A 26,257-nucleotide genomic window follows, 5' to 3' on the forward strand; every position below is an offset into this window, starting at 1 on the left:
GAGTTCAAGGGCACCGGCAACATGGAACTCAAACTCAGCCGCGAGCTGGCCGACAAGCGCCTGTTCCCGGCCATCGATGTGAATTCGTCCGGCACCCGCCGTGAGGAGCTCATCACCCCGCCCGACGAACTGCCGGTCATCTACCGTCTGCGCCGCCTGCTGGGTGGTCTGGAACCGGAGCAGGCCTACCAGACGCTGGTGCCGAGGCTCAAGAAGACACCGACCAACCGCGACTTCCTGGCCGCGATCGTCCAGCAGAGCAACTCCAGCGCCGTCAACGGCAACTGAGCCCCAGCCGGACGCTGGCACTGAACGCATCAACCGCCGTGGTACGCAACGCGCCACGGCGGTTTTTCATAACCGCGTACCACCACGACGTGGTACGTAACGGGTCGCATCCTGTATGTGGGGTTCCGTACCGTACCACATGGATGTGGTACGGACAGGAATGGCAGAATATAGCCAATCCTTAATCCGGCGGAGGGGTGTGGTACGGTACGGAACCTTTCTAAGGGGCGTATGTGCATTGCGTACCACTATGTGATGGAACATGGTCACCTCCAACCTTAGACAGGTGTTGCACTTCTATCTGGAACTCGGGGTGCTGCCCACCGCCCGCGGGATGCGCTAGGCTGACGGGTATGAGCGATAACGAACAGAGCGGTTGGCGCGATTGCACCATCGACGCCGCCGAAGCACGGGAGCATCCGGAGACAACTGAGGCCGTGCAGGCCATCGAGCGGCTGCGCGGATCGATCGACAACGTGGACACGGCCATCATCATGCTGCTGGCCGAACGGTTCAAGTACACGGCCCAGATAGGCCAATGGAAGGCCCGGGCCGGGTTCGCCCCCGCCGACAACGAGCGGGAACACCGCCAGATCGCACGGCTGCGCACGCTGGCGGAACAGGCCGAATTGGACCCGGACATCGCCGAGTCCTACCACGCCTTCGTGGTGAGCGAATCCAAGACCCGCCACGAACGCATCGCCGCCCAGTCGTAGCACAGCCGAAATAACATACGGGAGGGGGCGTCCGATGGATATCGGACGCCCCCTCCCCGGAAAGAAACCTTGGATCAGGCCTTCGGCTTCTTGGCCGGCGGTTCGCCCAGCTCGCTGGCGGTCACCGCAACGGTCGCATCCGCCTCGCCCTCAGCCGCGGCGGCCTCCACCACGGTCAGCGGACCGGTCACACGGCCGGCCTCGGCGATGTCGCTGAGCGTGCTGATGATCGCCTCCACGGCGTCGGTCGGCGCGGCCAGCGTGGCGGAGAGGATCGGGGTCTTCATTGAGACCTTGGCCTGCGACTTCAAGCCACGCAGCTCGGCCAGGGCCTTGCCCGCCCAGTCGAGCACGTCGGCGGACACCGAACCGGCGGCCGCCTCGTACACGGCCGCATCCGGCCAGGCGGCGCGGTGCACGGAGCCCTCGCCCTCATGCATCCAGCTGAACACCTCTTCGGTGGCGTACGGCAGGTACGGGGCCAGCAGGCGTGCGAACGCATCCAGTCCCAGGCCCAGCGTGGTGCGCGCGGAGAGCACGGCGGCCTCGCTCGGCGTCACGCCGGTCGAATCGGCGGTGCCGTAGGCGCGGTTCTTCACCAGCTCAATGTAGTCGTCGCAGAACTGCCAGAAGAAGGTCTCGATGGCCTCCAGCGCCTTGGAATGCTCGTACGCCTCCAGCGACTCGGTGGCCTCGCGCACCACACGGGCCATGGCGGCCATGGCGGCACGGTCCAGCGGCTCGGTCACGTCGGCCGGATTCCACGCGGCGGTGGCGGCGGCGCCCACATGATGGTTCTCGTCCTCGCGGCCGATGGCCAGCGCGAACTTGGTGGCGTTGAGCAGCTTGATGGCCAGGCGGCGGCCGATCTTCATCTGGCCCTCGTCATAGGTGGCATCCAGGCCCAGGCGGGCGGCGGCGGCCCAGTAGCGCACCGCGTCGGCGCCGTACTTGTCGATCGGCTCGTTCGGCACCACCACGTTGCCCTTGGACTTCGACATCTTCTTGTGATCCGGGTCCAGGATCCAGCCCGAGAGCGCGGCATGCGCCCACGGCAGGCAGCCGTTCTCCAGATGCGCGCGGTCCACGGTGGAGAACAACCAGGTGCGGATGATGTCCTGGCCCTGCGGGCGCAGATCCATCGGGAACGTGGCGTTGAAGATCGCCTGATTCTCCTCGCCCGGCTCCTCCCAGCGGGTCACGATCTGCGGGGTCAGCGACGAGGTGGCCCAGGTGTCCATGATGTCCGGCTCGGCCGTGAAACCGCCCGGCACGTCGCGCTGCGACTCGTCGTAGCCCTCCGGCACGTCGGTGGTCGGGTCGATCGGGAGCACGTCCTCGCTCGGCGTGATCGGATGCTCGTAATCCGCGGTGCCGTCGGCCTTGACCGGGTACCACAGCGGGAACGGCACGCCGAAGAAGCGCTGGCGGGAGATCAGCCAATCGCCGTTCAAGCCATTGACCCAGTTCTCATAGCGCACGCGCATGAAATCCGGGTGGAAGTTGAGCTCGCGGCCGCGCTCGATCAGCTCGGCATTCAGCTTCTGGTCGGTGCCGCCGTTCTTCAGATACCACTGGCGGGAGGTCACGATCTCCAGCGGCTTGTCGCCCTTCTCGTAGAAGTTCGTCATACGCTTGGTCGGCGTCGGCTCGCCGTCCAGGTCGCCGGACTCGCGCAGCGCGTCCACGATCGCCTTGCGGGCGGAGAACGTGGTCTTGCCGGCAATCTGCTGGAACAGCTCGCGTCCGGCCTCGTCCTCGATCCAGTCCGGGGTGTCCATGATGATGCGGCCGTTGCGCTGGATGATCGACCGCAGCGGCAGGTTCAGGTCGCGCCACCACTCCACGTCGGTCACGTCGCCGAACGTACAGCACATGGCAATGCCGGCGCCCTTGTCCATCTCGGCGGCCTTGTGCGCCAGGATCGGCACCTTGACCTTGAACAGCGGCGAATACACGTACTGGCCGAAATACGGCTGGTAGCGCTCGTCCTCCGGGTTGGCGATCAGCGAGGTGCAGGCCGCCAGCAGCTCGGGGCGGGTGGTCTCGATGTAGATCGGGGTGCCGTCCTCGAAACGGAACGCCACCTTATGGTAGAAACCCGGGTACTCGCGCGATTCGAGCTCGGCCTGGGCCACGGCGGTCTGGAACGTCACGTCCCACAGGCCCGGCGCCTCCTTCTGGTAGGCTTCGCCGCGCTTCAGGTTGCGCAGGAACGCCTTCTGCGCCACGCGCCGCGGATGCTCGCCGATGGTGTGGTAGGTCTGCGACCAGTCGATCGACAGGCCCAGCTTGCGCCACAGCGCCTCGAACAGCTTCTCGTCCTGCGCGGTGAGCTTCTCGCACAGCTCGATGAAGTTCTGGCGGCTGATCGGCACCTGGTCCTTGGCGTCGATCTTCTTGCCGTCGGTGCCTTCGAACGGCGGCTTGAAATCCGGATCGTACTTCAGCGAGGTGTCCACGCGCACGCCGTAGTAGTTCTGCACACGGCGTTCGGTGGGCAGGCCGTTGTCGTCCCAACCCATCGGATAGAACACGTCGTAGCCGCGCATGCGCTTGAACCGGGCGATCACGTCGGTGTGCGTGTAGGAGAACACATGCCCCACATGCAGCGAACCGGAGACGGTGGGCGGCGGGGTGTCGATCGAATAGACGGCCTTGCGGTCGCGGGTGCCCTGGAACTTGTACGTGCCGTTGCCGTCCCAGACGCCGCGCCACTTGTCCTCGAGGCCGTCGACGCCCACCCGGTCGGGCAGCGGCGTCAGATGCGCATTGATGATGGTGTTGTGGCTCTCTGTCATACACGACAGTCTAGAAATCCGTTACGACAGCGCGATATCGGACAACGGCAGCCACCGGTCCACCATATTCGTCGCATAGCCGCTCAACCGGGGCTGGGCCGCCACGAACGTCCTGCAGGAGTACAGCCAGTCGCTGGCCGCATCCTGGCTGACCGTGCGGGCGAACGCGCGCAGGCCGTCCTGATACGCCTCGTCGCTCGGGGCCGCCATGGCCGCCTTGTACTGGTCCTGCGCCTGCGAATCGGTGTACTGCGAGAGCGACTGCGGGTCGGCGTACTGCGCCGCGGAATCGTCCCCGTCCTCGGTCCGCAGCGTCAGGTCGAACTGGCGCGAGTCGATGCGCACCTGGTAGTCGTTCTCGGCCAGCGCCTCCACGTTGACCGGCACACCCCCCTGCTCGATCTGCGAGGCGATGGTGGTGGCCAGCGTCGCGTACTCCTGCTGGACGACGAACCGGAGCTCCCCGCCGTAGTACGAGGTGCCGAAATACGAGGCCAGCGAAGCGCCCCGGTCCGTGTCGTGCGGGAACAGGTCGGTCAGGTCCTCGTACCCCGGGTCGAGCGGGCCGATCGGGCCGCCCAGCTCCTGCGAGGCGTCGGCCTGCGACTGGGCGATGACGGCGGTGTCAACCAGATACCGTATGGCCTGCCGCATCTGCGAATCGGACAGGATGGAATCGGCGTCGTTGTTGAACACCAGCGTGGTCTTGTTCAGGCTCTCCCCGGTGGCGACCATCAGTGTGGGGTCCTCGCTCAGCGATTGGGCCGTGGCCGCGCTCAGCGGCAGCGCCATGTCGATCTCGCCGTTCCGCAGAGCCTCCACCATGGAGGATTCGTCGGCGAAATACCGGAGGGTGATCTGCGAGGAGGCCGGGGCCTGCCCCCAGTAGGAGTCGTTGCCGCGCAGCGCGATGGACACGCCCTGGCGGAACTCGGAGACGGTGAACGGCCCGGAGCCCAAGGCCTGGCGCGCGTAATCGATGGAGGCGTCCTCATCGTAGACGATGCCGGCGCGCCCGGCCAGGGTCCGGGGCAGCGTCGGGTCGGGGGAGGACAGCGTGATGGTGACGGTATCCTTGTCCGGATTGGCGACCTCGGCGAGATGGTCGAGCGCCTCGGAGCCGACGTACTGCTGCTGCACGGCCTGCTGGAGGGACCAGACCACGTCGGAGGAGTCGAGCGCATGGCCGTTGGAGAACCGCAGCCCGGATTGCAGCGTGAAGGTGTAGCTGAGGCCATCCTCGGAGACGTTCCATTGCTTGGCCAGACCGGCGGTCAGGGAGTTGTCCTGGCCGCGGGCGACGAGCGTCTCGTACACGTTGCCGAGCAGCGCCTGCTCGATGGCGGGGTTGTCGTCGGTGCGGATGTCGATCGAGGACGGTGCGTCCGGAACGCCGATGGTGACGGCCGTGTCGGACTGGATCGAGCTGACGTGGTCGATGACGTGACTGTCCTTCAGGAGCGTCCAGCCCGCCCACAGCAGCATGCACAGCGCGGCGGCGACCGCCACGAACACGGCCCAACGCTTCCATGCATCGTTCCTCTGAGTACGCATGGTACCGAGTGTAGCCGCTGCGTCTGAATAACGGCTGTCAATGAGCGGAAGGACAGGTGTCGTTCAGGGGGCACGCCCCGCAGCCGGGTTTGCGCGCGTGGCAGGTGGCGCGCCCGTGCAGGATCAGCCGGTGCGACAGGTCCGTCCACTCTTCGGGCGGGAAGCAGGCGGTGATCTCCCGTTCGATGCGCACCGGGTCGGGGGTGGGATCGTTCCAATCGTCGCGCCAGCGCAGCCGGCCCGTCACACGGATCACATGCGTATCCACGGGGAACCCGGGCACGCCGAACGCGTTGCCGAGCACCACGTTGGCGGTTTTGCGGCCCACGCCGGGCAGGGTGACCAGCTCCTCCATGGTGTCGGGCACCCGGCCGGCGAACCGGGATTCGAGCTGGGCGGACAGGGCGATGATGTTGCGCGTCTTGGCATGGTAGAAGCCGATGGGGAGGATGATGTCCTCCACATGCTGCGGGTCGGCCGCCGCCAGCGCCGCGGACGTGGGGTAGGCGGCGAACAGCGCGGGGGTGACCGTGTTCACGCGCTTGTCGGTGGTCTGGGCGCTCAGCACGGTGGCCACCAGCAATTGGAACGGGGAATCGAAATCCAGCGCGCACGCCGGCTCGGGGATGACACGGCAGAGGATCGCGTACTCGTCGTGCATGCGCCGCAACCGGGCGCGTTTGGATTCGCGCGGCATGTTACTCATCCCCTAGGGCGTCCTCGGGCGGGTCGAACCGGTAGCCCACGTTGCGCACGGTGCCGATCACATGCTCGTATTCGCCGCCGAGCTTGGCGCGCAGCCGCCGGATATGCACGTCCACGGTACGGGTGCCGCCGTAGTAGTCGTACCCCCACACCTCCTGCAGGAGCTGGGCGCGGGTGAAGACATGCCCGGGGTGCTGCATGAGGTATTTGAGCAGCTCGAACTCCTTGTAGGCCAGGTCGATCGGCTGGCCGTGCAGGCTGGCCGTATAGCCGTTGACATCCATCACCAGATCGCCGCAGCGCAACAGACCGTCCTGCTCGTCGCTCAGGGCCGGCGCGTCGAGCTTCTGCACGGCGTCGGCGCGCACCGGCTGGCGCTCGCCGGCCAGCCGCAGCCGTCCCTCGACTTCGGCGGGCGAGGCGGACGCCAGCACCATGTCGGTGATCCCCCATTCGGCGGTGACCACGGGGAATCCACCGTCGGTCAGGATCAGGATGATCGGTATGGCCAGCCCCGAGGCGTGCATCATCAGGCACACGGTTTTGGCGGTGGCCAGGTCGTCGCGGGCGTCGACGAACAGGATGGTGTCCTCGGGCAGACGCACGATGCTTGCCAGATCCAGCGGGAGCACGCGCACGCGGTGCGGCAGCAGCGCCAACGAGGGCAGCACGGTGGCGGGGTCTTCCGCCGCAGTCATCAACGTCAGATCCGTCACCTGCTCCTCCTTCGATTGTTTTCCCGACACGGACTGTTGGAACGCAACGCCACTTTTGGTTGGATTGTACGTTTGGGATAAGTCAATTGCGGGGACGCGGCGCAGTATGTGGACACTGTAGACTACATTGGAATGGCAAGGAACGGTTCGATTGTCCGATAGCAATGTCCGATAGAAAAGAGGGCGACCATGATTCAGACGCAGTCGTCGGCACAGGCGGCGGAACAGCCCGATGCGATCCCGTTCCCCAGGGTGGCGGCGGTTCAGGTCTGCGCGTACGTGGTGTTGGTGGCGGTGTCGGCATGCTCGCCGCTGCGCGATCTGCAGGGTGCCGTGCACGTTGCCTATACGACGGTTCCCGTGGTGGTGGCCATGGCGTTGTTCACATGGTGCTCGTCGTTGCGTGACGGGCTGGCCGGCAGGGTGATCGCGGCCGTGGCCGGTGCGCTGTCCCTGGCATGCGCCGTGGGGCAGTCATTGGGGGCGCTGTTCTTCCCGCCACGCGCCACGGGTGCCGAAGGGACCGAATCGGTGGGGTTCTACCCGCAGGAGACGTGGGCCGCCGGGGTCGTGGGGCTGCTGGTGGCGCTGGTGCTGGTCTCGTTCGCGCGGCAGATGGCGCGTGAGGACCGGTCGCATCTGATTCGTTCGCTGTCCCATGAAGTGACCGGCGGGGTGACGATGATCGCCGCCCCCGGCTGGTGCTTCCTGCCCGATCTGTTCGCCGCCTGCCGTGCCGCGGACGGCGGTCCGGCCCCGACAGCGGCGTTGGTGGCCTGCGCGGTGATCGTGGTGTTGGCGGTGTTGCTGGCGGCCGCCTCGTACTTGTGGGCGCGGGACGCGAACCCGGTGGAGGGCGCCGCGCACCCGTGGCTCGGCATCGGGCTGATGCCGGTGATGTTCCTGGGCCCGGTGGTGGCCGTGGCCAGTCTGATCGTGACGCTGCTGGTGTAGCGGTCGGTTCCCTCTCCGGACACCTATATGAACGGGGCGCATGGTTCATACCATGCGCCCCGCAATCGTTACCGAGGAGACGGACTCACTCGCCCTGGGCGGCGAGACGCTCCTTGGCGGCCACGATCTCCTTCTCGGCTTCGGCCACGCCGGCCCAGTAGTCGCCGGGCATGACTTCCTTGCCGGGCTCCAGGGCCTTGTACTGCTCGAAGAAGTGCTTGATTTCGGCCTTGTGGTACTCGGAGACGTCGTCGATGTCCTTGATGTCGTCGAAACGCACGTCGGCGGGCACGCACAGCACCTTGTCATCGCCGCCGGCCTCGTCGACCATGTGGTACAGGCCCACGGCGCGGCATTCCACCACGCAGCCCGGGAACACCGAGTTCGGGATCATCACCAGGGCGTCGAGCGGATCGCCGTCCTCGCCCAGCGTGCCGTCGATGTAGCCATAGTCATCCGGGTAACCCATCGAGGTGAACAGCGTACGGTCCAGGAACACGCGGCCGGTCTCATGGTCGACCTCGTACTTGTTCTTGGAGCCGCGCGGGATCTCCACCACCACGTTGAAGGTTTCTGCCATTGTCTTCTCCTTTGGAAGGTCAGACGGATAAATCCAATTACCTACGATACCCCACGACGGACCCGTTGCGGCATGGAAACGCAAACGGCCCGTCCGCTTCGAAAAGTGGACGGGCCGGCAGGGAACGTTAGGCGTCAGCCTTGCACACTGAGGATGTGCGCGACATCGGCCCACGGGGCCAGCGAGACGAAGTTGTCCCAGCCCCACTGGAACTCACGGCCGGTCAGCTCGTCGCGCACGGTGATGGCGCGATCGGTCGGTAGGCCGAGTTCGGGCAGTTCGATATGCACGGTGGACTGATGGGCGTTGTGTCCGTCCAGGTTCACGACCACGATCAGCGTGTCAGCCTGGCCGGTGCCGGTCAGCTCGGCCGGCGTGTGGCGGGCGAACGCCAGGATGCTCGGATCCGAGGTCGGCAGCACCGTGAGGTTGTGGTAGCTGCGGGTGGCCGGATGGTTGCGGCGGATCTCGTTGAGCGAACCGAGCAGTTCGGCGATGCCGTACTTGTCCGCTTCCTTCCAGTCGCGGACCTTGATCTCGTACTTCTCGTTGTCGATCTGCTCCTCGAATCCCGGACGCTGGCGGTTCTCGATCAGCTCGTAGCCGTTGTAGATGCCCCACGAGGGCGATCCCATGGCGGCCAGCACCGCGCGCACGGCGTGGCCGGCGATGCCGTTGTCGCGCACGTAGGCGGTGAGGATGTCCGGCGTGGTGGGCCAGAAGGTGTTGTGCTGGCAGTAGCCGTCGTTGCCGTTGGTTTCGATCAGATACTCGGCCAGCTCCTCCTTGGTGTTGCGCCACGGGAAGTAGCAGTGCGACTGCGTGAAGCCCACATAGCTCAGCGCGCGCATCATGCCCGGACGGGTGAACGCCTCGGCCAGGAACAGCACCTCCGGATGCTTCTTGGTCACGGCGGCGATGACGTCCTGCCAGAAGCGGACCGGCTTGGTATGCGGATTGTCGATGCGGAAGATCGTCACGCCCGCCTCGATCCACAGGTTCATGATGCGCTCGACCTCGCGCTCGATGCCGGGCATGTCCGCGTTGAAGTCGATCGGATAGATGTCCTGGTACTTCTTCGGCGGGTTCTCGGCGAACGCGATCGTGCCGTCCGGCTTGATGCGGAACCAGTTCGGATGCTGCTTGACCCACGGATGGTCGGGGGAGCACTGCATCGCGAAGTCGAGCGCGATCTCCAGACCCAGCTCGTGGGCGTGGGCCACGAACGCCTTGAAGTCGTCCATCGTACCCAGCAGCGGATCCACCGTGTCATGGCCGCCGAGCTCGGAGCCGATGCCGAACGGGGATCCCGGGTCGTGCGGGCCGGCCACAAGCGAGTTGTTGCGGCCCTTGCGGTTGGTCACGCCGATCGGGAAGATCGGCGGCAGGTAGACGATGTCGAACCCCTCTTCGGCGGCACGGTCCAGGCCGGTGAGCGCGGTCCTGAAATTGCCCTGCACGATCGTGCCGTCCTCGGCGCGGTACGCGCCTTCCGAACGCGGGAAGAACTGGTACCAGGCGGCGAAGCTGGACTTCGGACGCTCGACCTTGAAGCGCTGCGGGCGGCTTTCGGAGATGCCGTCGCGCAGCGGGTGCGTCCTGTGCAGCGCCTCGATGCGCGGGTTGTCGGCCTCGGCGAGCCTGGCGGAGGCCGGACGTTCCTTGTCCGACATGCGTTCGGCGGCCTGTTCCAGATGCTTGCGGTCGCGGGCGGACAGGTGCGCGTCCGCGGTGTGCGCCCAACGGTTGAGCATCTCGGCGCCGGTTTCCAGGGCGTTCTCCACGTCGTCGCCGACCTGCACCTTGATGCGGGCGTCATGCAGCCACGAGGTATAGGTATCCTCCCAACCCTCAATGGTCACAGTCCACTCGCCCAGCTGGCGCTTGACGGCGGCATAGTCCTCATCCCACGGCTTCAGATCGCTGTGCTCGCCGGCCTGGAGCATGACGGTCCAACGGTCGAGACCGGGGTTCGCACAGGTCATGGCGGCGCGCTGCATCTCACGGCCACGCGGATTGCGCAGCACGGCGGTGGCACCGACCTTGGTGCGTCCCTCGATGAACACCTGCGCCGTGACCTCGAACGGCTCGCCCAGTTCGACGCGCGCCGGGAACATGCCCTGCTCGGCGCTCGGGGTCACGTCCATGACCACGATGCGGCCGAACTGCTCGGGCGAGGTGACGGGGATGGTGGGGGCGGGGACCTCGCCGGCGGCCATCGACTTCGCCGCGGTGGAATTCGCGGCGGCGGCCGCCTGAGTCCTCGTCGTGCGCTTGCGCGTGCTCCTCTTTGGAGCGGGTTTCTCACTGGTGGTGCGCTTGGAAGCGCTGTTGTTTGTTGCCATACAGCCCATTGTAGGGGCCGGCGTCCCAACCGCTTGACGCGGCTGCGGCATATGGACGCGCACGGGCGGACCGTGCTGCCGACGAACCGTGCCACCGACGAATCGCATGACTGTGGATATGTGGACGGCCTGCGGACACTACAACCGCGGAATGTGGATAACCTCGGCGACGAGTCGCCCAGAACACGCCGGCGTCGGCCAGCGTTCGACCACATTCCCCGGAATCCCCGCCGCGCCGCGCGCAACCATGGCAGGCTCGAAGGTGACGCGTGGGGCGCGGGGGAAGGCCAACCGAAAGGATGAAGATGAATGCACAACTACGCAGGCCGATGGCGCTGATTGTCGGCGTAATCGCGGCGCTGGCCATCTGCTGCGGGCTGATGGGCTCGGCACACGCCGGCCCGCTGACGGCACCGGCGGATGGCACATACCTAACCTATCAGTACGCGGGGCAGCGGCTCTACATCGGCGCGATCGGCACATCGGAACAAGGGCACGTCTACTGCATCGAGGCAGGTAAGGCCGCGGAACTGTCCTACAGCCAGGAGATCGCGCTCGCCGACACCGATCAGGCGCGGCGCGTGGCCTGGCTGGCGGAGGAGTACCGCGAATCGCGCGACGCGCGGATTCACGCGGGCATCGGCGTGCTGGCCCACCGGTATTTCGATCTGGATGCCAACGCGTGGCAGGCGCATTGGGCGGCTATCCATGCCCAACATCCGGACCTGGCCCGAACCGCGGACGAACTGTGGAATCAGGCCGGTCAGTCTATGCCCGCATCCATGCATGCCTCATACGCCTATACGGAGGGACTGCGCTCCGGCACGGTGAATGTGGGGGTGCTGAACTCGTCCGGTGCCATGGTGGCCGGCGTGCCCTATAGCGTGACCCTGTCCGGTCCGGCGGAGTTCGTCAGCGGCGGGCAGCGGGTTCAGGGCATCTCGGCGGACAAGACGATCGCCCACGCGTGGCGTGCCACCGGCGAGGGCGAGGTTGCGGTGAGCGCCACCTACCTGCGCCCGGCGCTGCAGCGGCTGGTCAGCAATCAGGATTACGTGCGCTTTGCGGGCAATGCCGACGCGTCGGGCTCCGGCATCCGCTTCACGGTGCGCAAGGCGTTCACACCGGCCCTCAGCACGGTTGCGGAGCATCGTGTGGTCGATGCCGGGCAGCCGGTGACTGATACTGTGACCTCCGGCGTGGCCGGCGCGACCGACCACTGGGTGCCCGGATTGGAACTCAACGCCACGGGCTGGTATTTCGACCGGATCGATCCCGAGGCGTTGTCCGAGGCGTCGGACGGCGGCATCAAGCCGGACGAAGGGCAGAGCGCCGAGGCGTTCCTGGACGCGTTGGCTTCCCTCGGCTACGAGCCCGCCGGCTACGGTGAAGCGGTGTTCGACGGTCCTGATCAGCACGTGACCGTGCAGGCACATACCGCGGACGGTAAACCCTATCTGGCGCCGGTCGGCGGAGGGTTCGGCACCTGGGTGTGGGCGTTCGAACGCGGCAGACAGAGTGAACAGGCGCAGGAATATATGACACGGGACGTAATCACCCCATTCCTGGAGATTCCGGAGACCAATGCGAACCGTGCACGGGTGTCCGTGGAATCCACCGTCACCGAACACTCCGCCACGGTGGGTGCAGAATTGAGCGACACCATTACGGTCTCGGGATTCCCCGACGACCACGGCGCATTCGACGGCGACGATACGTATGGGTTCGGTGCGGACGCCGCGTACACGCAGGTGCGTGTCTGGTGGGCGGGCGACCCGACCGATCCGAACAACGATGAGGCATACCGCCCCGGCACGGCGGCGGAACCGCAGGAGGATGAGAACCACCGCCTGGTGGGTGTCTGGGAGTATCCGGCCGCCAACGGCACGATTCGCGTGGGCGGCGGCGTGCCCGATGTGCACGGAGAGCCGGTGCATATCACCGCGGAGCAGCACGGTTGGTACGTGTTCGTCTACAGCTTTACCGGCGACGACCGGGTCATGCCGGTGACCAGCGCCTACAACGACGGCTGGGAGCGCACCAGGGTCAATGAATACGATACCCCGGAGCGGCCGGCGATCACCACACAGGTGGCCCCGGAAACCGTCAACGTCGGAGATCCCTTCCATGACGCCGCGCGCATCACCGGTGACATCCCCGAAGGCTCATTCGTGGTGTTCGACGCCTATAAGGCCATACCGGAGGGGCAGGAGCCCGGTGGCAACGGAAAACTGGTGCATGCGCATCGCGTGCCGGTGGATCACACCCTGTCCGAGCAAGTGGTCTCCAGTCCCGAGGTCCGTTCGGATGAGCCGGGATTGGTCTATTGGAGGGCCGCATTGATATCCGCGGAAGGCGATGTACTGGCCGCCCATGAGCTTGGCGCCGAGGGCGAGGTCGTGACCGTGAAGGAACCTGCCAAGCTCGTCACGCCGAAGGAGCGTGATCCTTTGCCCCAGGCCGGATCCGATCTGTTGGCCGTATTCGGTGTGGCGGTGGCAGCCTTGGCGGTGGGTGGCGTCATGCTCGCCGGCATCCGGCGTCGCTCCTGATGCCGTTCATCCAGTCTGTCTAGCGTGATGGCCTATGCAGGAGACGTGTTGCCGTGTGCGGATGGAGTACGGGTGACTCCACGTGTAGTCCATCCATCTCCGAGAAAAACAAAACCGCCGCCTCGGACGATTCCGAGGACGGCGGTCTACCAGTAGCGGGGCATGGATTTGAACCATGGACCTCTGGGTTATGAGCCCAGCGAGCTACCGAGCTGCTCCACCCCGCGTCGGCTTGCCTTACGGCAGCTCTATCTACGATAGGAGTTGTTTTCGGAAAGTCAAATCGGCGTGTCGCGCATGATGTGTTGCGTGCGGGGCGTTATAGGTGTCATATGCGATGGACGCATAAGCCCACCGCACATCCTGACATCCTGCCATAGGACTCAGTGGGCTGCGTAGACGTCGGTGGCGGATTATGCGTAGTCACAGAGGTGTCTGTGTCCGCGCGCGAATCTCGCAGACAGCATGTCGGTCTTATTAGTGGTCGTACCAGTCGTCTGTATCCATCCTGCGGCGCGAACCGCGCGGGCCCCGTGCGCCGTGCCGGTCAACCGTTTGTCATAATGGGAACCATGCCTATCAAGATCCCCAGCGGCCTGCCGGCCAGAGCCATACTCGATTCGGAACGCATCTTCGCGTTGGAGAAACCCGAGGCGGAACGTCAGCGTGTCCGTCCGCTCAAGCTGGTGATCCTCAACCTCATGCCCAAGAAGATCGAGACGGAGACCCAGCTGCTCCGCCTGATCTCCAAGTCCCCGCTGCAGGTGGAGATCGACTTCATGAAGACCTCCACGCACGAGTCCACCCACGTCAGCGCCGACCATCTGGTCAAGTTCTACGAAACGCTTGACGCGTTCCGCAACAACTATTACGACGGATTCGTGGTCACCGGTGCGCCTGTGGAGCACCTGGCGTTCGAACAGGTGGACTATTGGGACGAGTTCAAGGCCATCCTGGATTGGGCCGGGTCCCATGTGTTCTCCACCATGTACCTGTGCTGGGGCGCGATGGCCGCACTCAGCTACCGGTACGGCGTGCGCAAGCGCGACCTGCCGACCAAGCTGTTCGGCGTGTTCCCCCAGTATCTGCAGGATGAATACTGCTTCCTGACCAACGGTTTCGACGAGATCGCCCTGCAGCCCCACTCCCGTCTGGCCGGTGTGGATGAGGACGATGTGGCCGCCAGCCCTGACCTGCAGGTGCTGACCTGGGGCCCCCGTTCCGGTCCCGGCCTGATCGCCACGCGCGACTTCTCCGAAGTGTTCGCGCTGGGCCACTGGGAGTACGGCAAAACCACCCTTGCCGAGGAATACGAGCGCGACATGGCCAAGGGACTGACCAACGTGCCGTTCCCGGAGAACTACTTCCCGCATGACGATCCGTCGTTGGAGCCGCTGTTCTCGTGGCGTGCGCACGCCAACCTGCTGTGGCGCAACTGGCTTAATTGGGTATATCAGACCACGCCATACGATTTGGCGGAGGTGCCGCGGTTGCGTGCCGAGAAGCGGCTGGGCACCGACCGATCGATCCGTCACGAACCGGGCGCCCCCCGCTCGGACGGCTTCCGCCCGTTCCTCAACGATGGTTATGGTGTCGTCCCGGTGCCGCCGACCACGATGTGAACGCCTGAATTGTGAAGATGTCGACGCCGTATCCGGTGGATGTCGCGGTGATGGCAGGTTGTCCGAGACGGTGGTAGTATGCGTATCCAGCCGTTCGGAACCGGTTCCGACCCCGCTGGCGCAGGTTCGGGAATGCGGTTCCGTAACCGGGATGGACGGACGTAACCGTAACGTCACATTCGCCCGTTCTGTTGGGTTAGACTGACAGCAGATAGAAAGATAGGAGGCGAGAGCATGGGTTCAGTGAGCACCGCGATGCTGCTGGCGGCCGAGGCGGGGCCGCACCTTCCCTCCGTGAACGACTTCCTGCCCCCGGAGATCCTGTTCGAGGGCACGCCGTTCGCCATCAACCGCATCATCCTTATCAGGATCATCGCCACGGTGGTGTTGCTGACCGTCATGGTCGTCACCGCGTGCAGGGCCAAGGTCGTGCCGGGCCGTTGGCAGGCCGCCGTTGAATGGGTGTTGGATTTCGTCCGGGACAACATCATCTACCAGGTCATGGGCGAGATCCGTGGGCGGCGCTACATCCCGATGATCACGACCATCTTCCTGACGGTGTTCGTGTTCAACATCTGCGGCGTCATCCCCGGTATGAACATCGCGGCCACCGCGACCGTCACCATGCCGCTGGTTTTCGCGTTGTGGGTGTTCTGCCAGTACTGGATCGCCGGCGTGCGGGAGAAGGGCATCGGGGCGTTCCTCAAGGAGGAGCTGCTTCCGCCCGGCGTGCCCTGGCCGATCTACATCATCCTTACGCCGATTCAGCTGCTTGAACTGTTGGTCATCCGCCCGCTGTCGCTGACGATCCGACTGTTCGCCAACATGATCGCCGGCCACCTGCTGCTGGCCACGTGCCTGGCCTTCGCCCAGTTCTACATCATCGAATCGGCCGACAAGCTGGCGGGCGTCCCGGTCGGCGGCCTGTGGTTCATCGGTGGTTTCGTCTTCACCTTGTTCGAGATGTTCGTCGCGGCCCTGCAGGCCTATGTGTTCGCCATCCTGGCGACGGTGTACATCAACCAGAGCTACCCGGAGGAATGACGGGAAGCTTGCATAGTTTTGCGGTTCCCGGCCGTTGGGAACCGTCCGGAAATGTCGGATTTCGGTAAGAAAGGACAACAATGGATATCATCACTCTCGCCGAAGTGGCAGGAAACCTCAGCGTCATCGGTTACGGCTTCGCCGCCATCGGCCCCGGCATCGGCCTGGGCATCGTTGTCGGCAAGGCGCTGGAAAGCACCGCTCGTCAGCCTGAGATCGCCGGTCGTCTGCAGACGCTGATGTTCATCGGCGCGGCCCTGATCGAGCTGCTGGGCCTGCTGGGCTTCGTTGCTTTCATCATGGCGCAGTGATTCGGGAGTCACTACGTATCAACGCCCGAATCTGAAAGGAGAAGTCCATGAAGCCACTTGCTGAAGGCGGAATCGATCTGTTCCTGCCGGAAACGTATGACATCGTGTGGTCATTGGTCATTCTCGTCATCATTGCGGCGGTGTTCTACAAAGTGGTATTGCCGAAGTTCCAGGCTGTGTTCGATGAGCGCGCCGCGCGCATCGAAGGCGGCATCGCCAAGGCCGAACAGGCGCAGAAGGAAGCCGTGGAGGCAAAGCGCAAGTATGAGGAGCAGCTGAGCCACGCCCGCGTCGAAGCGTCCAAGATCCGCGACGACGCCCGTGCCGAGGCCTCCCATATCATCGCCGACGCCCGTTCCCGCGCGGAGGCGGATGCCGAGCAGATCACCACCAACGCGCAACGCACCATCGAATCGCAACAGCAGGCGGCCATGGTCAGCCTGAAGGGCGAGGTCGGCACGCTGGCCACCGCGCTGGCCGGCAAGATCCTGGGCGCCAAGCTGCAGGATGATGCCACGCAGACGGCGATGCTCGACCAGATGATCGCCGATCTGGACAGCGATGAGCAGTGAGTCGTGCGCCCGGGGATTCGCAAGGAAAAGGGAGGTGACGGATGCGAGGAGAGGCCTCACGCATAGCCGACCGCGTCTCGCGTGACTCGCTGGCCCCCAAGCTTCGGGAGGCCCGCGATCTGGCGTGGCGTATCGGCAATGAACTGTTCACGATCACCAATGTGCTCGATCACAACATCAGGCTCGAACGCGCCCTGACCGACCCGTCGCGTCCGGTGGCGGACAAGGTCGCCGTGCTGAACAGGCTCATCGGCGATCAGGCCCATGAGATGACGATGGAAATCCTCACCGACCTGGTCGGCCGCCGGTGGAGCCGTGTCTCCGACATCGCGAACGCCGTCGAGGATTTCGCCGTGGACGGCATGATGTACTATGCCGACGCCACCGATGCCACGCTGCAGGTCTCGATCGAGCTGGCCGACCTGCGTTCGGCGTTGCTCAACCTGCCGGTCGTCCGTTCGGACCTGAGCGACGAGCGGGTGCCGGCCGAGGCGCGCATCAAGCTGCTGTTCGCCCTGATCGGCGAGGACGCGAACCTGAACAAGGTCACCATGCGCCTGGCCGAACACGCGACGTGCAACCCGCGCAACCGCAGGTATCTGTCCACGCTGCACTGGCTGATCAACAAGTTCTCCCGGCATATGGGCGAATCGATGGTCACCGTGACCACCGCGGCGCCGCTGAACCAGGGGCAGATCGACAGGCTGATTGCGATCTACACGAAGAAGGTCGGCCGCCCGGTGCACATCAACTCGACCGTCGACCCCACCGTGATCGGCGGCATGCGCATCGAGATCGGCGACGAGGTGACGGACAACACCGTGGTGGCGCAGCTGGAGCAGCTGCAGCGCAAGGTGAAAGCCGGAACGAGACCCTGAAGACGTACCAGTCAACAATGAACCAATAAGGAGTGATCATGGCAGAACTGACCATTGATCCCGCCGCAATAAGCAGTGCGCTCGAAGAATTCGTCGAGTCGTACAAGCCGAGCGACACACCCACCCAGGAAGTGGGTTATGTGGCCACGGCCGGCGATGGCATTGCGCATGTGGAGGGACTGCCTGGTTGCATGGCCAACGAGCTGCTGACCTTTGAGGACGGCACCCTCGGCCTGGCGTTCAACCTTGACGCCCGCGAGATCGGCGTGGTTATCCTCGGCGACTTCGCAGGCATCGAGGAGGGCCAGGAGGTCCGCCGCACCGGCGAAGTGCTGTCCGTGCCCGTCGGCGACGGCTATCTGGGCCGCGTCGTAGACCCGCTGGGCAACCCGATCGACGGTCTGGGAGCGATCAAGAGCGAAGGCCGCCGTATCCTGGAGGCGCAGGCGCCTGACGTCATGCACCGTCATCCGGTCGACGAGCCGATGTCCACCGGCCTGAAGGCCATCGACGCCATGACGCCGATCGGCCGCGGCCAGCGCCAGCTCATCATCGGCGACCGCCAGACCGGCAAGACCGCCATCGCAATCGACACCATCATCAACCAGAAGGCGAACTGGGAGAGCGGCGACCCGAAGAAACAGGTCCGCTGCATCTACGTGGCCGTCGGCCAGAAGGGCTCGACCATCGCCTCGGTCAAGCAGAGCCTTGAGGAGTCCGGCGCCATGGAGTACACCACGATCGTGGCCTCCCCGGCCTCCGATTCCGCCGGCTTCAAGTACATCGCCCCGTACACCGGCTCGGCCATCGGCCAGCACTGGATGTACAACGGCAAGCACGTGCTCATCGTCTTCGACGACCTGTCGAAGCAGGCCGAAGCCTACCGTTCGATCTCGCTGCTGCTGCGCCGCCCGCCGGGGCGTGAGGCCTACCCGGGCGACGTCTTCTACCTGCACTCCCGCCTGCTCGAACGCTGCGCCAAGCTGTCGGACGATCTGGGCGGCGGCTCGATGACCGGCCTGCCGATCATCGAGACCAAGGCGAACGACGTCTCCGCCTACATCCCGACCAACGTGATCTCCATCACCGACGGCCAGATCTTCCTGCAGTCCGATCTGTTCAACGCCAACCAGCGTCCGGCCGTGGACGTCGGCATCTCGGTGTCCCGAGTCGGCGGCGCGGCGCAGACCAAGGCGCTGAAGAAGGTCTCCGGCACGCTGAAGATCTCGCTGGCCCAGTACCGTTCGCTTGAATCCTTCGCCATGTTCGCCTCCGATCTGGATGCGGCCTCGAAGGCCCAGCTGACGCGCGGCGCCCGACTGACCGAGCTGCTCAAGCAGCCGCAGTTCTCGCCGTACTCGATGGAGCAGGAGGTCGTGTCGGTGTGGACCGGCACGCACGGCAAGCTCGACGATCTCGAACTGGGCGACGTGCTGCCGTTCGAACGCGGTCTGCTGGACTGGCTCGACCACAACACCGACATCCTCACGACGATCCGCGAGACCGAGGACTTCACGGCCGATACCGAGGCCGCTCTGGACAAGGCGGTCGACGAGTTCCGCGCCACGTTCGTGACCGGTGCCGGCAAGCCGCTGATCGAGAAGAAGCAGGCCCCGCGCAAGCCCACCCCGGTCGAGCAGGAGCGCATCGTGGCCAAGGCCGAGCGCCCCGAGCATGATCCGGACATGCATCCGATGGCAGGGGAGAAGAAGTAGTTATGGCATCGCAGCTCGCATTCAAGTCAAGGATCGCCTCCACCGCGTCGCTTGAGAAGATCTTCAACGCGCAGGAGATGATCGCGTCTTCGCACATTGCCAAGGCCCGTCAGGTCGCGATGGACGCGAAGCCGTACGCTGATGCGATCTTCGATGCCGTCCAGGCGGTGGTGGCCCACGGCCATATCTCGCATCCGATCGTGAGCAAGGAGGAGAACAACCCCCGGGTTGCCGTCCTGGCGCTCACCTCGGACCGAGGCATGGCCGGCCCCTACACCTCGTCGATCATCCGTGAAACGGAAGGCCTGCTCGCCCGGCTGGACTCGGCCGGCAAGCAGCCTGAGCTCTACGTGTACGGTCGCCGTGGCGTGACGTACTACAAGTACCGCAACCGTGACATCGTGCGGACGTGGGAGGGTGATACCGACAAGCCCGGCGTCGAGGTCGCCGACTCGATCTCCAACGCGCTGTTGGACGCCTATACGCGTCCCGCGTCCGAAGGCGGCGTCTCGGAACTGTACATCGTGTACACCGAGTTCATCAACATGGTGGTGCAGAAGGTGCGCGTGCTGCGCATGCTGCCGGTGGAGCTCATCGAGGCGGAGGCCACGGTCGACGCCGATCCGGAAGCCCCGGTGCAGGGCGTCTCGCCGTTGTACGTCTTCGAACCGAATATCGAGGACGTGCTGGACATGGTGTTGCCCAAGTACATCCGCTCCCGCATCCACGAGTGCCTGCTTGAGGCCGCGGCGTCGGAAACCGCGAGCCGGCAGAACGCCATGCATACCGCCACGGACAACGCGCGCAAGCTGATCGACGACCTGACCCGCAAGCTCAACGCTTCGCGCCAGGCCTCGATCACCCAGGAACTCACCGAAATCATCGGCAGCGCCGACGCGCTGAACACAAAGGAAGAGTAGGAACGCGAAATGGCTGAGAATCAGACCACAGCGGCTCCCCAGGCAGCGGCGGCCGAACCGTCGATCACCGGACGCGTGACCCGCATCCAGGGATCGGTCATCGACGTCGAATTCCCGGTGGGCCACCTGCCCGACATCTACAACGCCCTGAAGGTGAGCATCGCCAACGTGGGCAGCATCGAAGGCGAAAGCTCGCACGAGATCACCCTTGAGGTGGAGCAGCACCTGGGCGATTCCACCGTGCGCACCGTCGCCCTGAAGCCGACCGACGGCCTCGTGCGCGGCGCCACCGTCACCGATACCGGCGGCCCGATCAAGGTGCCGGTCGGCGACGTGACCAAGGGGCACGTCTTCGACGTCTCCGGCAACATCCTGAACAAGAAGGAAGGCGAGACGGTCACCGTCACCGAGCGCTGGCCCATCCATCGCAATCCTCCGGCGTTCGACCAGCTCGAATCCAAGACGCAGATGTTCGAGACCGGCATCAAGGTCATCGATCTGCTCACCCCGTACGTGCAGGGCGGCAAGATCGGCCTGTTCGGCGGCGCGGGCGTCGGCAAGACCGTGCTGATCCAGGAGATGATCCAGCGCGTGGCCCAGAACCACGGCGGCGTCTCCGTGTTCGCCGGCGTCGGTGAGCGCACCCGTGAGGGCAACGACCTGATCGGCGAGATGGAGGAGGCCGGCGTCCTTGAGAAGACCGCGCTGGTCTTCGGCCAGATGGACGAGCCGCCGGGGACGCGTCTGCGCGTGCCGCTGACCGCCCTGACGATGGCCGAGTACTTCCGCGACGTGCAGAACCAGGACGTGCTGCTGTTCATCGACAACATCTTCCGCTTCACCCAGGCGGGCTCCGAGGTGTCCACGCTGCTCGGCCGTATGCCGTCCGCCGTGGGCTACCAGCCGAACCTGGCGGACGAGATGGGTTCGTTGCAGGAGCGCATCACCTCCACCCGCGGCCACTCGATCACCTCGCTGCAGGCCATCTACGTGCCCGCCGACGATTACACCGACCCGGCCCCGGCCACGACCTTCGCCCACCTGGATGCGACCACCGAGTTGTCCCGCGACATCGCGTCCAAGGGCATCTACCCGGCCGTGGATCCGCTGGCCTCCACCTCGCGAATCCTGGACCCGCGCTACGTGGGCCAGGCGCATTACGAGTGCGCCAACCGCGTCAAGGCCATCCTGCAGCGCAACAAGGAGCTGCAGGACATCATCGCCCTGATCGGCATCGACGAGCTCGGTGAGGAGGACAAGACCACCGTCAACCGTGCCCGCAAGATTGAGCAGTTCCTCGGCCAGAACTTCTACGTGGCCGAGAAGTTCACCGGTCGTCCGGGTTCGTACGTGCCCGCGGAGGAGACCATCGAGGCCTTCACCCGCATCTGCGACGGCGTCTATGACGAGGTGCCGGAGCAGGCGTTCTCGGGCATCGGCGGCATCGACGACCTCGAGCGTCGCTGGCACGATATGCAGAAGGAGTTTGGTGCGTGATGGCCGCTTCGAGCATGCAGGTGAACATCGTCGCCGCCGACCATCCGGTCTGGGCGGGGCAGGCGAAGTCCGTCGTCATCCCCGCATATGAGGGTGCGATGGGCATCCAGCCGAACCACCAGCCGGTCCTGACGCTGTTCAAGGAGGGTGTGGTCACGGTCACCGACACGAACGACGTGAAGCACGAGTTCGAGGTCACCGACGGATTCATCTCGTTCGACTCGAACAAGCTCACGGTCGCCGTGGAACGCGGTCGTGACGTGGTCTGCCGCGCCGGGGAACCGTCCGAAGCGGAATAGAACGCCAACATCCCCGTAGTACCGGCCCCTCGCGCAGGAACGTTTGCGCGAGGGGCCGGTACGTTACAGGGCCGCCTGTTCCCCGTACACTTTTCCACAGTCGCGAAGCGGCAGGGCTCGGCATGGGGTATGGTGGTGGCTTGTGCGAATCATAGTTGCCGATTGCTCCGCCGAATATTCCGGCCGTCTGAACGCGTCCCTGCCGCTGGCCAGGCGCGTGCTGCTGATCAAGGCCGACAACAGCCTGCTCATCTTCTCCGAGCTGGGCTCGTACAAGCCGCTGAATTGGATGGCCGCGCCCTGCACGATCAAGGAGATTACGCCGGCCGGCGCGGACGCCGACGTGGACACCGCCGTCCCGGAGAAGATGCTGCGCGTCTGCTCGGACAAGTCCAGCGACATCCTGGAGGTCACGCTCCAGCACATCTACAGCGACGAGTCCTATGACCTGGGCGAGGATCCCGGTCTGGTCAAGGACGGTGTGGAGGATCATCTGCAGCGCTATCTGGCCGAGCAGATCGAGCGCATCGGTGAGGGTGCCAAACTGGTGCGCCGTGAATACCCGACCGCCATCGGCCCGGTGGACATCATGGCCGTGGACGCGGAAGGGCAGCATGTGGCCATCGAGATCAAGCGGCATGGCGGCATCGACGGCGTCGAGCAACTGACGCGGTACTGCGAACTGCTCAACCGGGATCCGCTGCTGGCTCCTGTGCGGGGCATCTTCGCCGCGCAGACCATCACCCCGCAGGCCCGTGTGCTGGCGCAGGATCGCGGCTTCGAGTGCCTGATTCTGGATTATGACGAGATGAAGGGCACCGACTCGGACGAGATCAGGTTGTTCTGAAACGGGGTGCGCCCTACTTCGAGATATAACGAAGGAGCCGCGGAATTCCGCGGCTCGCATCATATTTCTCGAAGTAGGGTGCACTTAGGTGTCAGTACGCCGCCAGGATATCGACCACGAACACCAGCGTGGCACCGCCCGGAATCGTATCCCCGGAGCCGGAATCGCCGTAGCCCAGGTCGGAAGGTACGATCAGCAGCACCTGCGAGCCCACCGTCTGCCCGGTCAGGCCCTGCTGCCAGCCGTCGATCACGCTGTCGAGCGAGAAGTCGGAGGGCTCGCCGCGGTCCCAGGACGAGTCGAACTGCGTGCCGTCCAGCAGCCAGCCGGTGTAGTGCGCCCGCACCGTGTCGCTCTCCTGCACCTCCTTGCCCTCGCCCTTGATCAACGTCTGCACCACCAGCTGGTCCACGTCGCCCTGGCCGTTCATATCGATCGACGGCTTGCCGTCCTTGGCAAGGGTGACCTTCGGCAGATCGGCCGGGATATCGGTGACGGCCTTGCCCTCGGCATGGGTCGGATCGGTGGATTGGGAGACGATGGTCCATATCCATGCGTACGGCTGACCGCTGTCGTCATTCGAACCGATCGCGAAGGTGGTGTTGATGGTCGCGTCGGCGATCAGCGAATAGATCGGGTACTGTGCCACCGTATCCTCGGTCAGCAGCGTCGAGCACTCGGGGGTGTTCTTCTCCCAGGAGCTGGCCATCTCGGAGCCGTCGTTGAGATTGACGGCAAAGGCCTGCATGCACACGCGGTTGCCGATCTTGATCTTGTCGCCATTCCCCTTTTGGAGTACCGCGTACGCGCCATCCTCCACACTCATCGGGGCATGGAATTTGATCGTCGGCTTCTGCCCGGGCTCGCCCTCGGCCACCAGCCCGGCGATCTGCGGCAGATCCTTCAACGCGTCGGCGGACGACTGCGAGGAATCGCTCGAACCGTTGGAATCCTTGGAATCGTCGGCCTGATCGCCGCCGTTGCACGCCGCAAGCGTGGCGCACATGACCAGCGCACACAACGCCGCGAGCAGCTTGCCGAACAGGGAAATCGATGTCTTCATATGCATGGCACCAACACTAGCGCCTCACCCTGATTTCCAGTCCTTTCCTAGCGAAGGGTTATGGGCTAACGGTAGAATGGGCGTTGCTATGACTGTTGAAGAACGTGAACAAGAAGAGCCGCAGACCCCGGCCGGCCCGACCCGCCATGCCAAGATCATGCGGGGCGTGGTCACGCCCATCTTCGGGTTGATTGCCGTGGCCTGCATCGTGCTCGGTGTGCTGAACGCCACGATCTGGAAACCCAGTCGTGAGATCGTCGCCACGGCTTCGGTATCCGGCACGCGCTACGTGGTCACCGACCCCGGCGTGCTGGGGCTGGTCGATGACCGGGTGTCGATGACGGTGAAAAGCGCCGACGACGAGGCCACGGTGTGTGTGGCCGAGGGGTCGATGAAGGACATCACCGGCTGGATTTCCGGCAACCCGTACGTCCGTGTGACCGGATTGAGCGAGTGGACCACGCTGTCGGTGACCGACGCCGAGGCCCAGGGGTCGGATCTGTCCGGCGAGGGCGGTGTGGCGTTCGCCGATTCCGACATGTGGACCACCGTGTCTTGCGATACGGGTGCCGCCACGTTGAAGACAACCGATGAGGATGCGTCCCGTGTCGCTCTGGTGGATCTGGGGGAGGACGACGCCTCCGCCACAGTGACGATGGATTGGGTGCGCCAGAGTGTGCCCAATTTCGCGATGCCGTTTTACTTCGCCGGCGGTATCTGCGTGGTGCTGGCGGTGCTGTGCGCATCGGTGTTCGCCATGTCGCCGCACAAGCGCCGCAAAGCGATGTCGGAAGCCGCCGAGGCGGAAGCCGAAGAGCCGACGGAGGGCATGGGGCCGGGCAACGCCGTGGCGGAGCCGGAAAGCCGTCGCGCCCGCCGTCGCAGGCACGGACGCGGCAGAACAGTCGAGCAGGTCGAGCTGTCTGAGGACGAAGGGCCGAATATCGTCGATCCCGCGGCCCGAAACCTGGTGTCGGATCAGATGCGCTCCTCGGAGCAGTCCGGGGACGAGGGGGCTGGCGAGCAGACTTCGGTGATCTCCTCCGACGAGTTGGCGGCGTACTTCGCGCGCCTTGCCCAGGAGAGCGCCCCCGAGGCCGAATCGTCCGAGGCCGAATCGTCCGAGGCCAGCGAAAACGACGATGCCAAGGAAGGGGAGTGATATGCGTTCACGAATCACGAAGCTGATGGCCGCGGTCGCGGCGTTGGGGCTGACGCTGGGATTGGGCGCGTGCGAGGGCCGGATCCCCGAACCTCAGGCGGCGCCGGCCGACGTGGACCAGATTCCCGATCTGACCGAGGAGCAGGAGAGCAAGATCCGCGCCTCGATTCTGGAGACGCTGGATCAGGCCACGCAGAATATGAGCGGTGACGGATTGTCGGCGCGCGTGACCGGGCCGATGCTGGACGTGCGCAACAGTGCGATCACGGTGGGCAAGGCCACCGGCGGTCTGGACAAGACCAACACGATCCCTTCCGACATGATGCAGACGGTGATCCCCGTCGACTCCGGCTGGCCCCGCACGGTGTATACGATCACCACCACCACCGAGGACCAGCAGTCGCAACGCCTGCTGGTGTTCACGCAGGATTCGCCACGTCAGAACTACAAGCTGTGGGGTGTGGCCCGTCTGTTCGCCGGCGCCCAGCTGCCGCGGTTCACCGTGCCCGAGATCGGCACCCAGATGGGTCTGCCGAACGATACGGGTCTGGTGGCCACGCCGCAGGAGGCCGTGGAACGATACGCCGACGTGCTGCAGAACGGGGCGAACAGCGAGTTCGCCGACCAGTTCGCAGATGACTCGCTGCGCCAGACCATCGCCTCGGTGGCACAGACCGTGCAGGAGGGCATGGAACGCAACAACGGCACGCAGACGCAGACGTTCACTGTGGTCCCGGACGCCATCAAGATCATGCGGTCGAGCGACGGCGGCGATCTGGTGGTGGCGCAGATCAACTCCGAATGGACTCGCGCCGCGGGCGACGGCCGCGAATCGCTGCCCGCCTCGGACGAGGAGCAGGCCCTGTTCGGCGACGGCACCGCCACGAGCACGATGAAGGTCACGTACGTCAACATCGTGGCGTTGTACGTGCCGCCGGAGGATTCCGGGGAACAGATCACGGCGGTCGGTGCGGAACGCAAGCCGATCAAGGTCGAGGCGATCTGATTCCGACCGATTTTTTGCCGATCGAACCCCGCCGGCGTGCGGGGTTCGATCATATCTCGACCGCCTTCGGACGTCGCCTGCCGCCGCGGGAATCGTCCGTCCCGTATGGC

General features: G+C 65.0%; 22 protein-coding genes, 1 tRNA gene and 1 pseudogene. 16 read left to right on the forward strand and 8 right to left on the reverse strand.

Annotated features, from left to right (window positions below):
• Together B4C31_RS08115 and B4C31_RS08120 are read left to right on the forward strand one after the other, a co-directional pair.
• Window positions 1-288: pseudogene (locus B4C31_RS08115) on the forward strand (transcription termination factor Rho); the annotation flags it as partial.
• Between the two features lie 353 nt (window positions 289-641).
• A complete protein-coding gene (locus tag B4C31_RS08120) occupies window positions 642-1,004 on the forward strand; it encodes a chorismate mutase (protein WP_291532053.1) in 363 nt (120 codons plus the stop codon).
• Between the two features lie 74 nt (window positions 1,005-1,078).
• Here the strand turns inward: B4C31_RS08120 and valS are convergent, their stop codons facing one another.
• The 4 genes from valS to B4C31_RS08140 are packed head-to-tail and all read right to left on the reverse strand — an operon-like array spanning window position 1,079 to window position 6,780.
• A complete protein-coding gene (gene valS / locus B4C31_RS08125) occupies window positions 1,079-3,805 on the reverse strand; it encodes a valine--tRNA ligase (RefSeq protein WP_291532054.1) in 2,727 nt (908 codons plus the stop codon).
• A 21-nt stretch (window positions 3,806-3,826) separates the two neighbouring features.
• Window positions 3,827-5,359, reverse strand: coding sequence for an ABC transporter substrate-binding protein (locus B4C31_RS08130; RefSeq protein ID WP_291532055.1), 1,533 nt, complete (start codon window positions 5,357-5,359; stop codon window positions 3,827-3,829).
• Between the two features lie 37 nt (window positions 5,360-5,396).
• Window positions 5,397-6,056: an endonuclease III gene (nth, locus tag B4C31_RS08135; RefSeq protein ID WP_291532056.1), complete on the reverse strand. Its 660-nt coding sequence runs from the start codon at window positions 6,054-6,056 to the stop codon at window positions 5,397-5,399.
• Between the two features lies 1 nt (window position 6,057).
• Window positions 6,058-6,780, reverse strand: coding sequence for a winged helix-turn-helix transcriptional regulator (locus tag B4C31_RS08140; RefSeq protein ID WP_291532057.1), 723 nt, complete (start codon window positions 6,778-6,780; stop codon window positions 6,058-6,060).
• A gap of 189 nt (window positions 6,781-6,969) precedes the next feature.
• On the opposite strand from B4C31_RS08140, the gene B4C31_RS08145 reads away from it, so the two are divergent.
• Window positions 6,970-7,734 carry a hypothetical protein gene (locus B4C31_RS08145; protein ID WP_291532058.1) on the forward strand — a complete coding sequence of 255 codons (765 nt, stop codon included), beginning with the start codon at window positions 6,970-6,972 and terminating at the stop codon, window positions 7,732-7,734.
• An 85-nt stretch (window positions 7,735-7,819) separates the two neighbouring features.
• Here the strand turns inward: B4C31_RS08145 and B4C31_RS08150 are convergent, their stop codons facing one another.
• Both B4C31_RS08150 and B4C31_RS08155 read right to left on the reverse strand, forming a co-directional pair.
• Complete coding sequence (locus tag B4C31_RS08150) at window positions 7,820-8,314, reverse strand: inorganic diphosphatase (RefSeq protein WP_033507188.1); 495 nt, start codon at window positions 8,312-8,314, stop codon at window positions 7,820-7,822.
• Between the two features lie 134 nt (window positions 8,315-8,448).
• Window positions 8,449-10,533, reverse strand: a complete 2,085-nt coding sequence (locus tag B4C31_RS08155; RefSeq protein WP_414631862.1) for an alpha-1,4-glucan--maltose-1-phosphate maltosyltransferase — start codon at window positions 10,531-10,533, stop codon at window positions 8,449-8,451.
• A gap of 431 nt (window positions 10,534-10,964) precedes the next feature.
• On the opposite strand from B4C31_RS08155, the gene B4C31_RS08160 reads away from it, so the two are divergent.
• Complete coding sequence (locus B4C31_RS08160; RefSeq protein WP_291532060.1) at window positions 10,965-13,211, forward strand: peptidase; 2,247 nt, start codon at window positions 10,965-10,967, stop codon at window positions 13,209-13,211.
• Between the two features lie 153 nt (window positions 13,212-13,364).
• On the opposite strand, the gene B4C31_RS08165 is transcribed toward B4C31_RS08160, so the two are convergent.
• Window positions 13,365-13,438, reverse strand: a tRNA-Met gene (locus B4C31_RS08165).
• A gap of 345 nt (window positions 13,439-13,783) precedes the next feature.
• On the opposite strand from B4C31_RS08165, the gene B4C31_RS08170 reads away from it, so the two are divergent.
• The 10 genes from B4C31_RS08170 (at window position 13,784) to nucS (ending at window position 22,916) form a co-directional block, all read left to right on the forward strand.
• The gene (locus B4C31_RS08170; protein WP_291532061.1) at window positions 13,784-14,833 is read left to right on the forward strand and encodes a homoserine O-succinyltransferase; all 1,050 of its coding nucleotides are present in this window, start codon (window positions 13,784-13,786) and stop codon (window positions 14,831-14,833) included.
• 234 nt (window positions 14,834-15,067) lie between these two features.
• Window positions 15,068-15,877 carry a F0F1 ATP synthase subunit A gene (gene atpB / locus B4C31_RS08175; protein ID WP_291532062.1) on the forward strand — a complete coding sequence of 270 codons (810 nt, stop codon included), beginning with the start codon at window positions 15,068-15,070 and terminating at the stop codon, window positions 15,875-15,877.
• Window positions 15,878-15,957: 80 nt separating this feature from the next.
• Entirely contained in the window at window positions 15,958-16,188 is a 231-nt protein-coding gene (gene atpE / locus B4C31_RS08180) for an ATP synthase F0 subunit C (protein ID WP_033510362.1), read from the forward strand.
• 47 nt (window positions 16,189-16,235) lie between these two features.
• Window positions 16,236-16,760, forward strand: coding sequence for a F0F1 ATP synthase subunit B (locus B4C31_RS08185; protein WP_033510363.1), 525 nt, complete (start codon window positions 16,236-16,238; stop codon window positions 16,758-16,760).
• 41 nt (window positions 16,761-16,801) lie between these two features.
• Window positions 16,802-17,638, forward strand: coding sequence for a F0F1 ATP synthase subunit delta (locus B4C31_RS08190; protein ID WP_291532063.1), 837 nt, complete (start codon window positions 16,802-16,804; stop codon window positions 17,636-17,638).
• Between the two features lie 38 nt (window positions 17,639-17,676).
• Window positions 17,677-19,353, forward strand: coding sequence for a F0F1 ATP synthase subunit alpha (atpA, locus tag B4C31_RS08195; RefSeq protein WP_291532064.1), 1,677 nt, complete (start codon window positions 17,677-17,679; stop codon window positions 19,351-19,353).
• A gap of 2 nt (window positions 19,354-19,355) precedes the next feature.
• The gene (locus B4C31_RS08200; protein ID WP_204386573.1) at window positions 19,356-20,273 is read left to right on the forward strand and encodes a F0F1 ATP synthase subunit gamma; all 918 of its coding nucleotides are present in this window, start codon (window positions 19,356-19,358) and stop codon (window positions 20,271-20,273) included.
• Window positions 20,274-20,282: 9 nt separating this feature from the next.
• Entirely contained in the window at window positions 20,283-21,770 is a 1,488-nt protein-coding gene (gene atpD / locus B4C31_RS08205; protein ID WP_033510367.1) for a F0F1 ATP synthase subunit beta, read from the forward strand.
• Window positions 21,770-22,069 carry a F0F1 ATP synthase subunit epsilon gene (locus B4C31_RS08210; RefSeq protein ID WP_291532065.1) on the forward strand — a complete coding sequence of 100 codons (300 nt, stop codon included), beginning with the start codon at window positions 21,770-21,772 and terminating at the stop codon, window positions 22,067-22,069. The genes atpD and B4C31_RS08210 overlap by 1 nt, the downstream gene beginning before the upstream one ends.
• Before the next feature lie 142 nt (window positions 22,070-22,211).
• Window positions 22,212-22,916, forward strand: a complete 705-nt coding sequence (gene nucS / locus B4C31_RS08215) for an endonuclease NucS (RefSeq protein ID WP_291532066.1) — start codon at window positions 22,212-22,214, stop codon at window positions 22,914-22,916.
• A gap of 91 nt (window positions 22,917-23,007) precedes the next feature.
• Here nucS and B4C31_RS08220 read toward each other — a convergent pair whose 3' ends face one another.
• Entirely contained in the window at window positions 23,008-23,979 is a 972-nt protein-coding gene (locus B4C31_RS08220) for an FKBP-type peptidyl-prolyl cis-trans isomerase (RefSeq protein ID WP_291532067.1), read from the reverse strand.
• Between the two features lie 88 nt (window positions 23,980-24,067).
• Here B4C31_RS08220 and B4C31_RS08225 point away from each other — a divergent pair, with 88 nt between their 5' ends.
• On the forward strand, window positions 24,068-25,141 hold the full coding sequence (locus B4C31_RS08225; RefSeq protein ID WP_291532068.1) for a hypothetical protein: 1,074 nt from the start codon (window positions 24,068-24,070) through the stop codon (window positions 25,139-25,141).
• A gap of 1 nt (window position 25,142) precedes the next feature.
• The gene (locus tag B4C31_RS08230; RefSeq protein WP_204386575.1) at window positions 25,143-26,147 is read left to right on the forward strand and encodes a hypothetical protein; all 1,005 of its coding nucleotides are present in this window, start codon (window positions 25,143-25,145) and stop codon (window positions 26,145-26,147) included.
• Window positions 26,148-26,257: the final 110 nt, after the last annotated feature.

It is taken from the genome of Bifidobacterium sp. UBA4282, from assembly GCF_002394995.1.
GTDB classification, from domain to species: domain Bacteria; phylum Actinomycetota; class Actinomycetes; order Actinomycetales; family Bifidobacteriaceae; genus Bifidobacterium; species Bifidobacterium pullorum_B.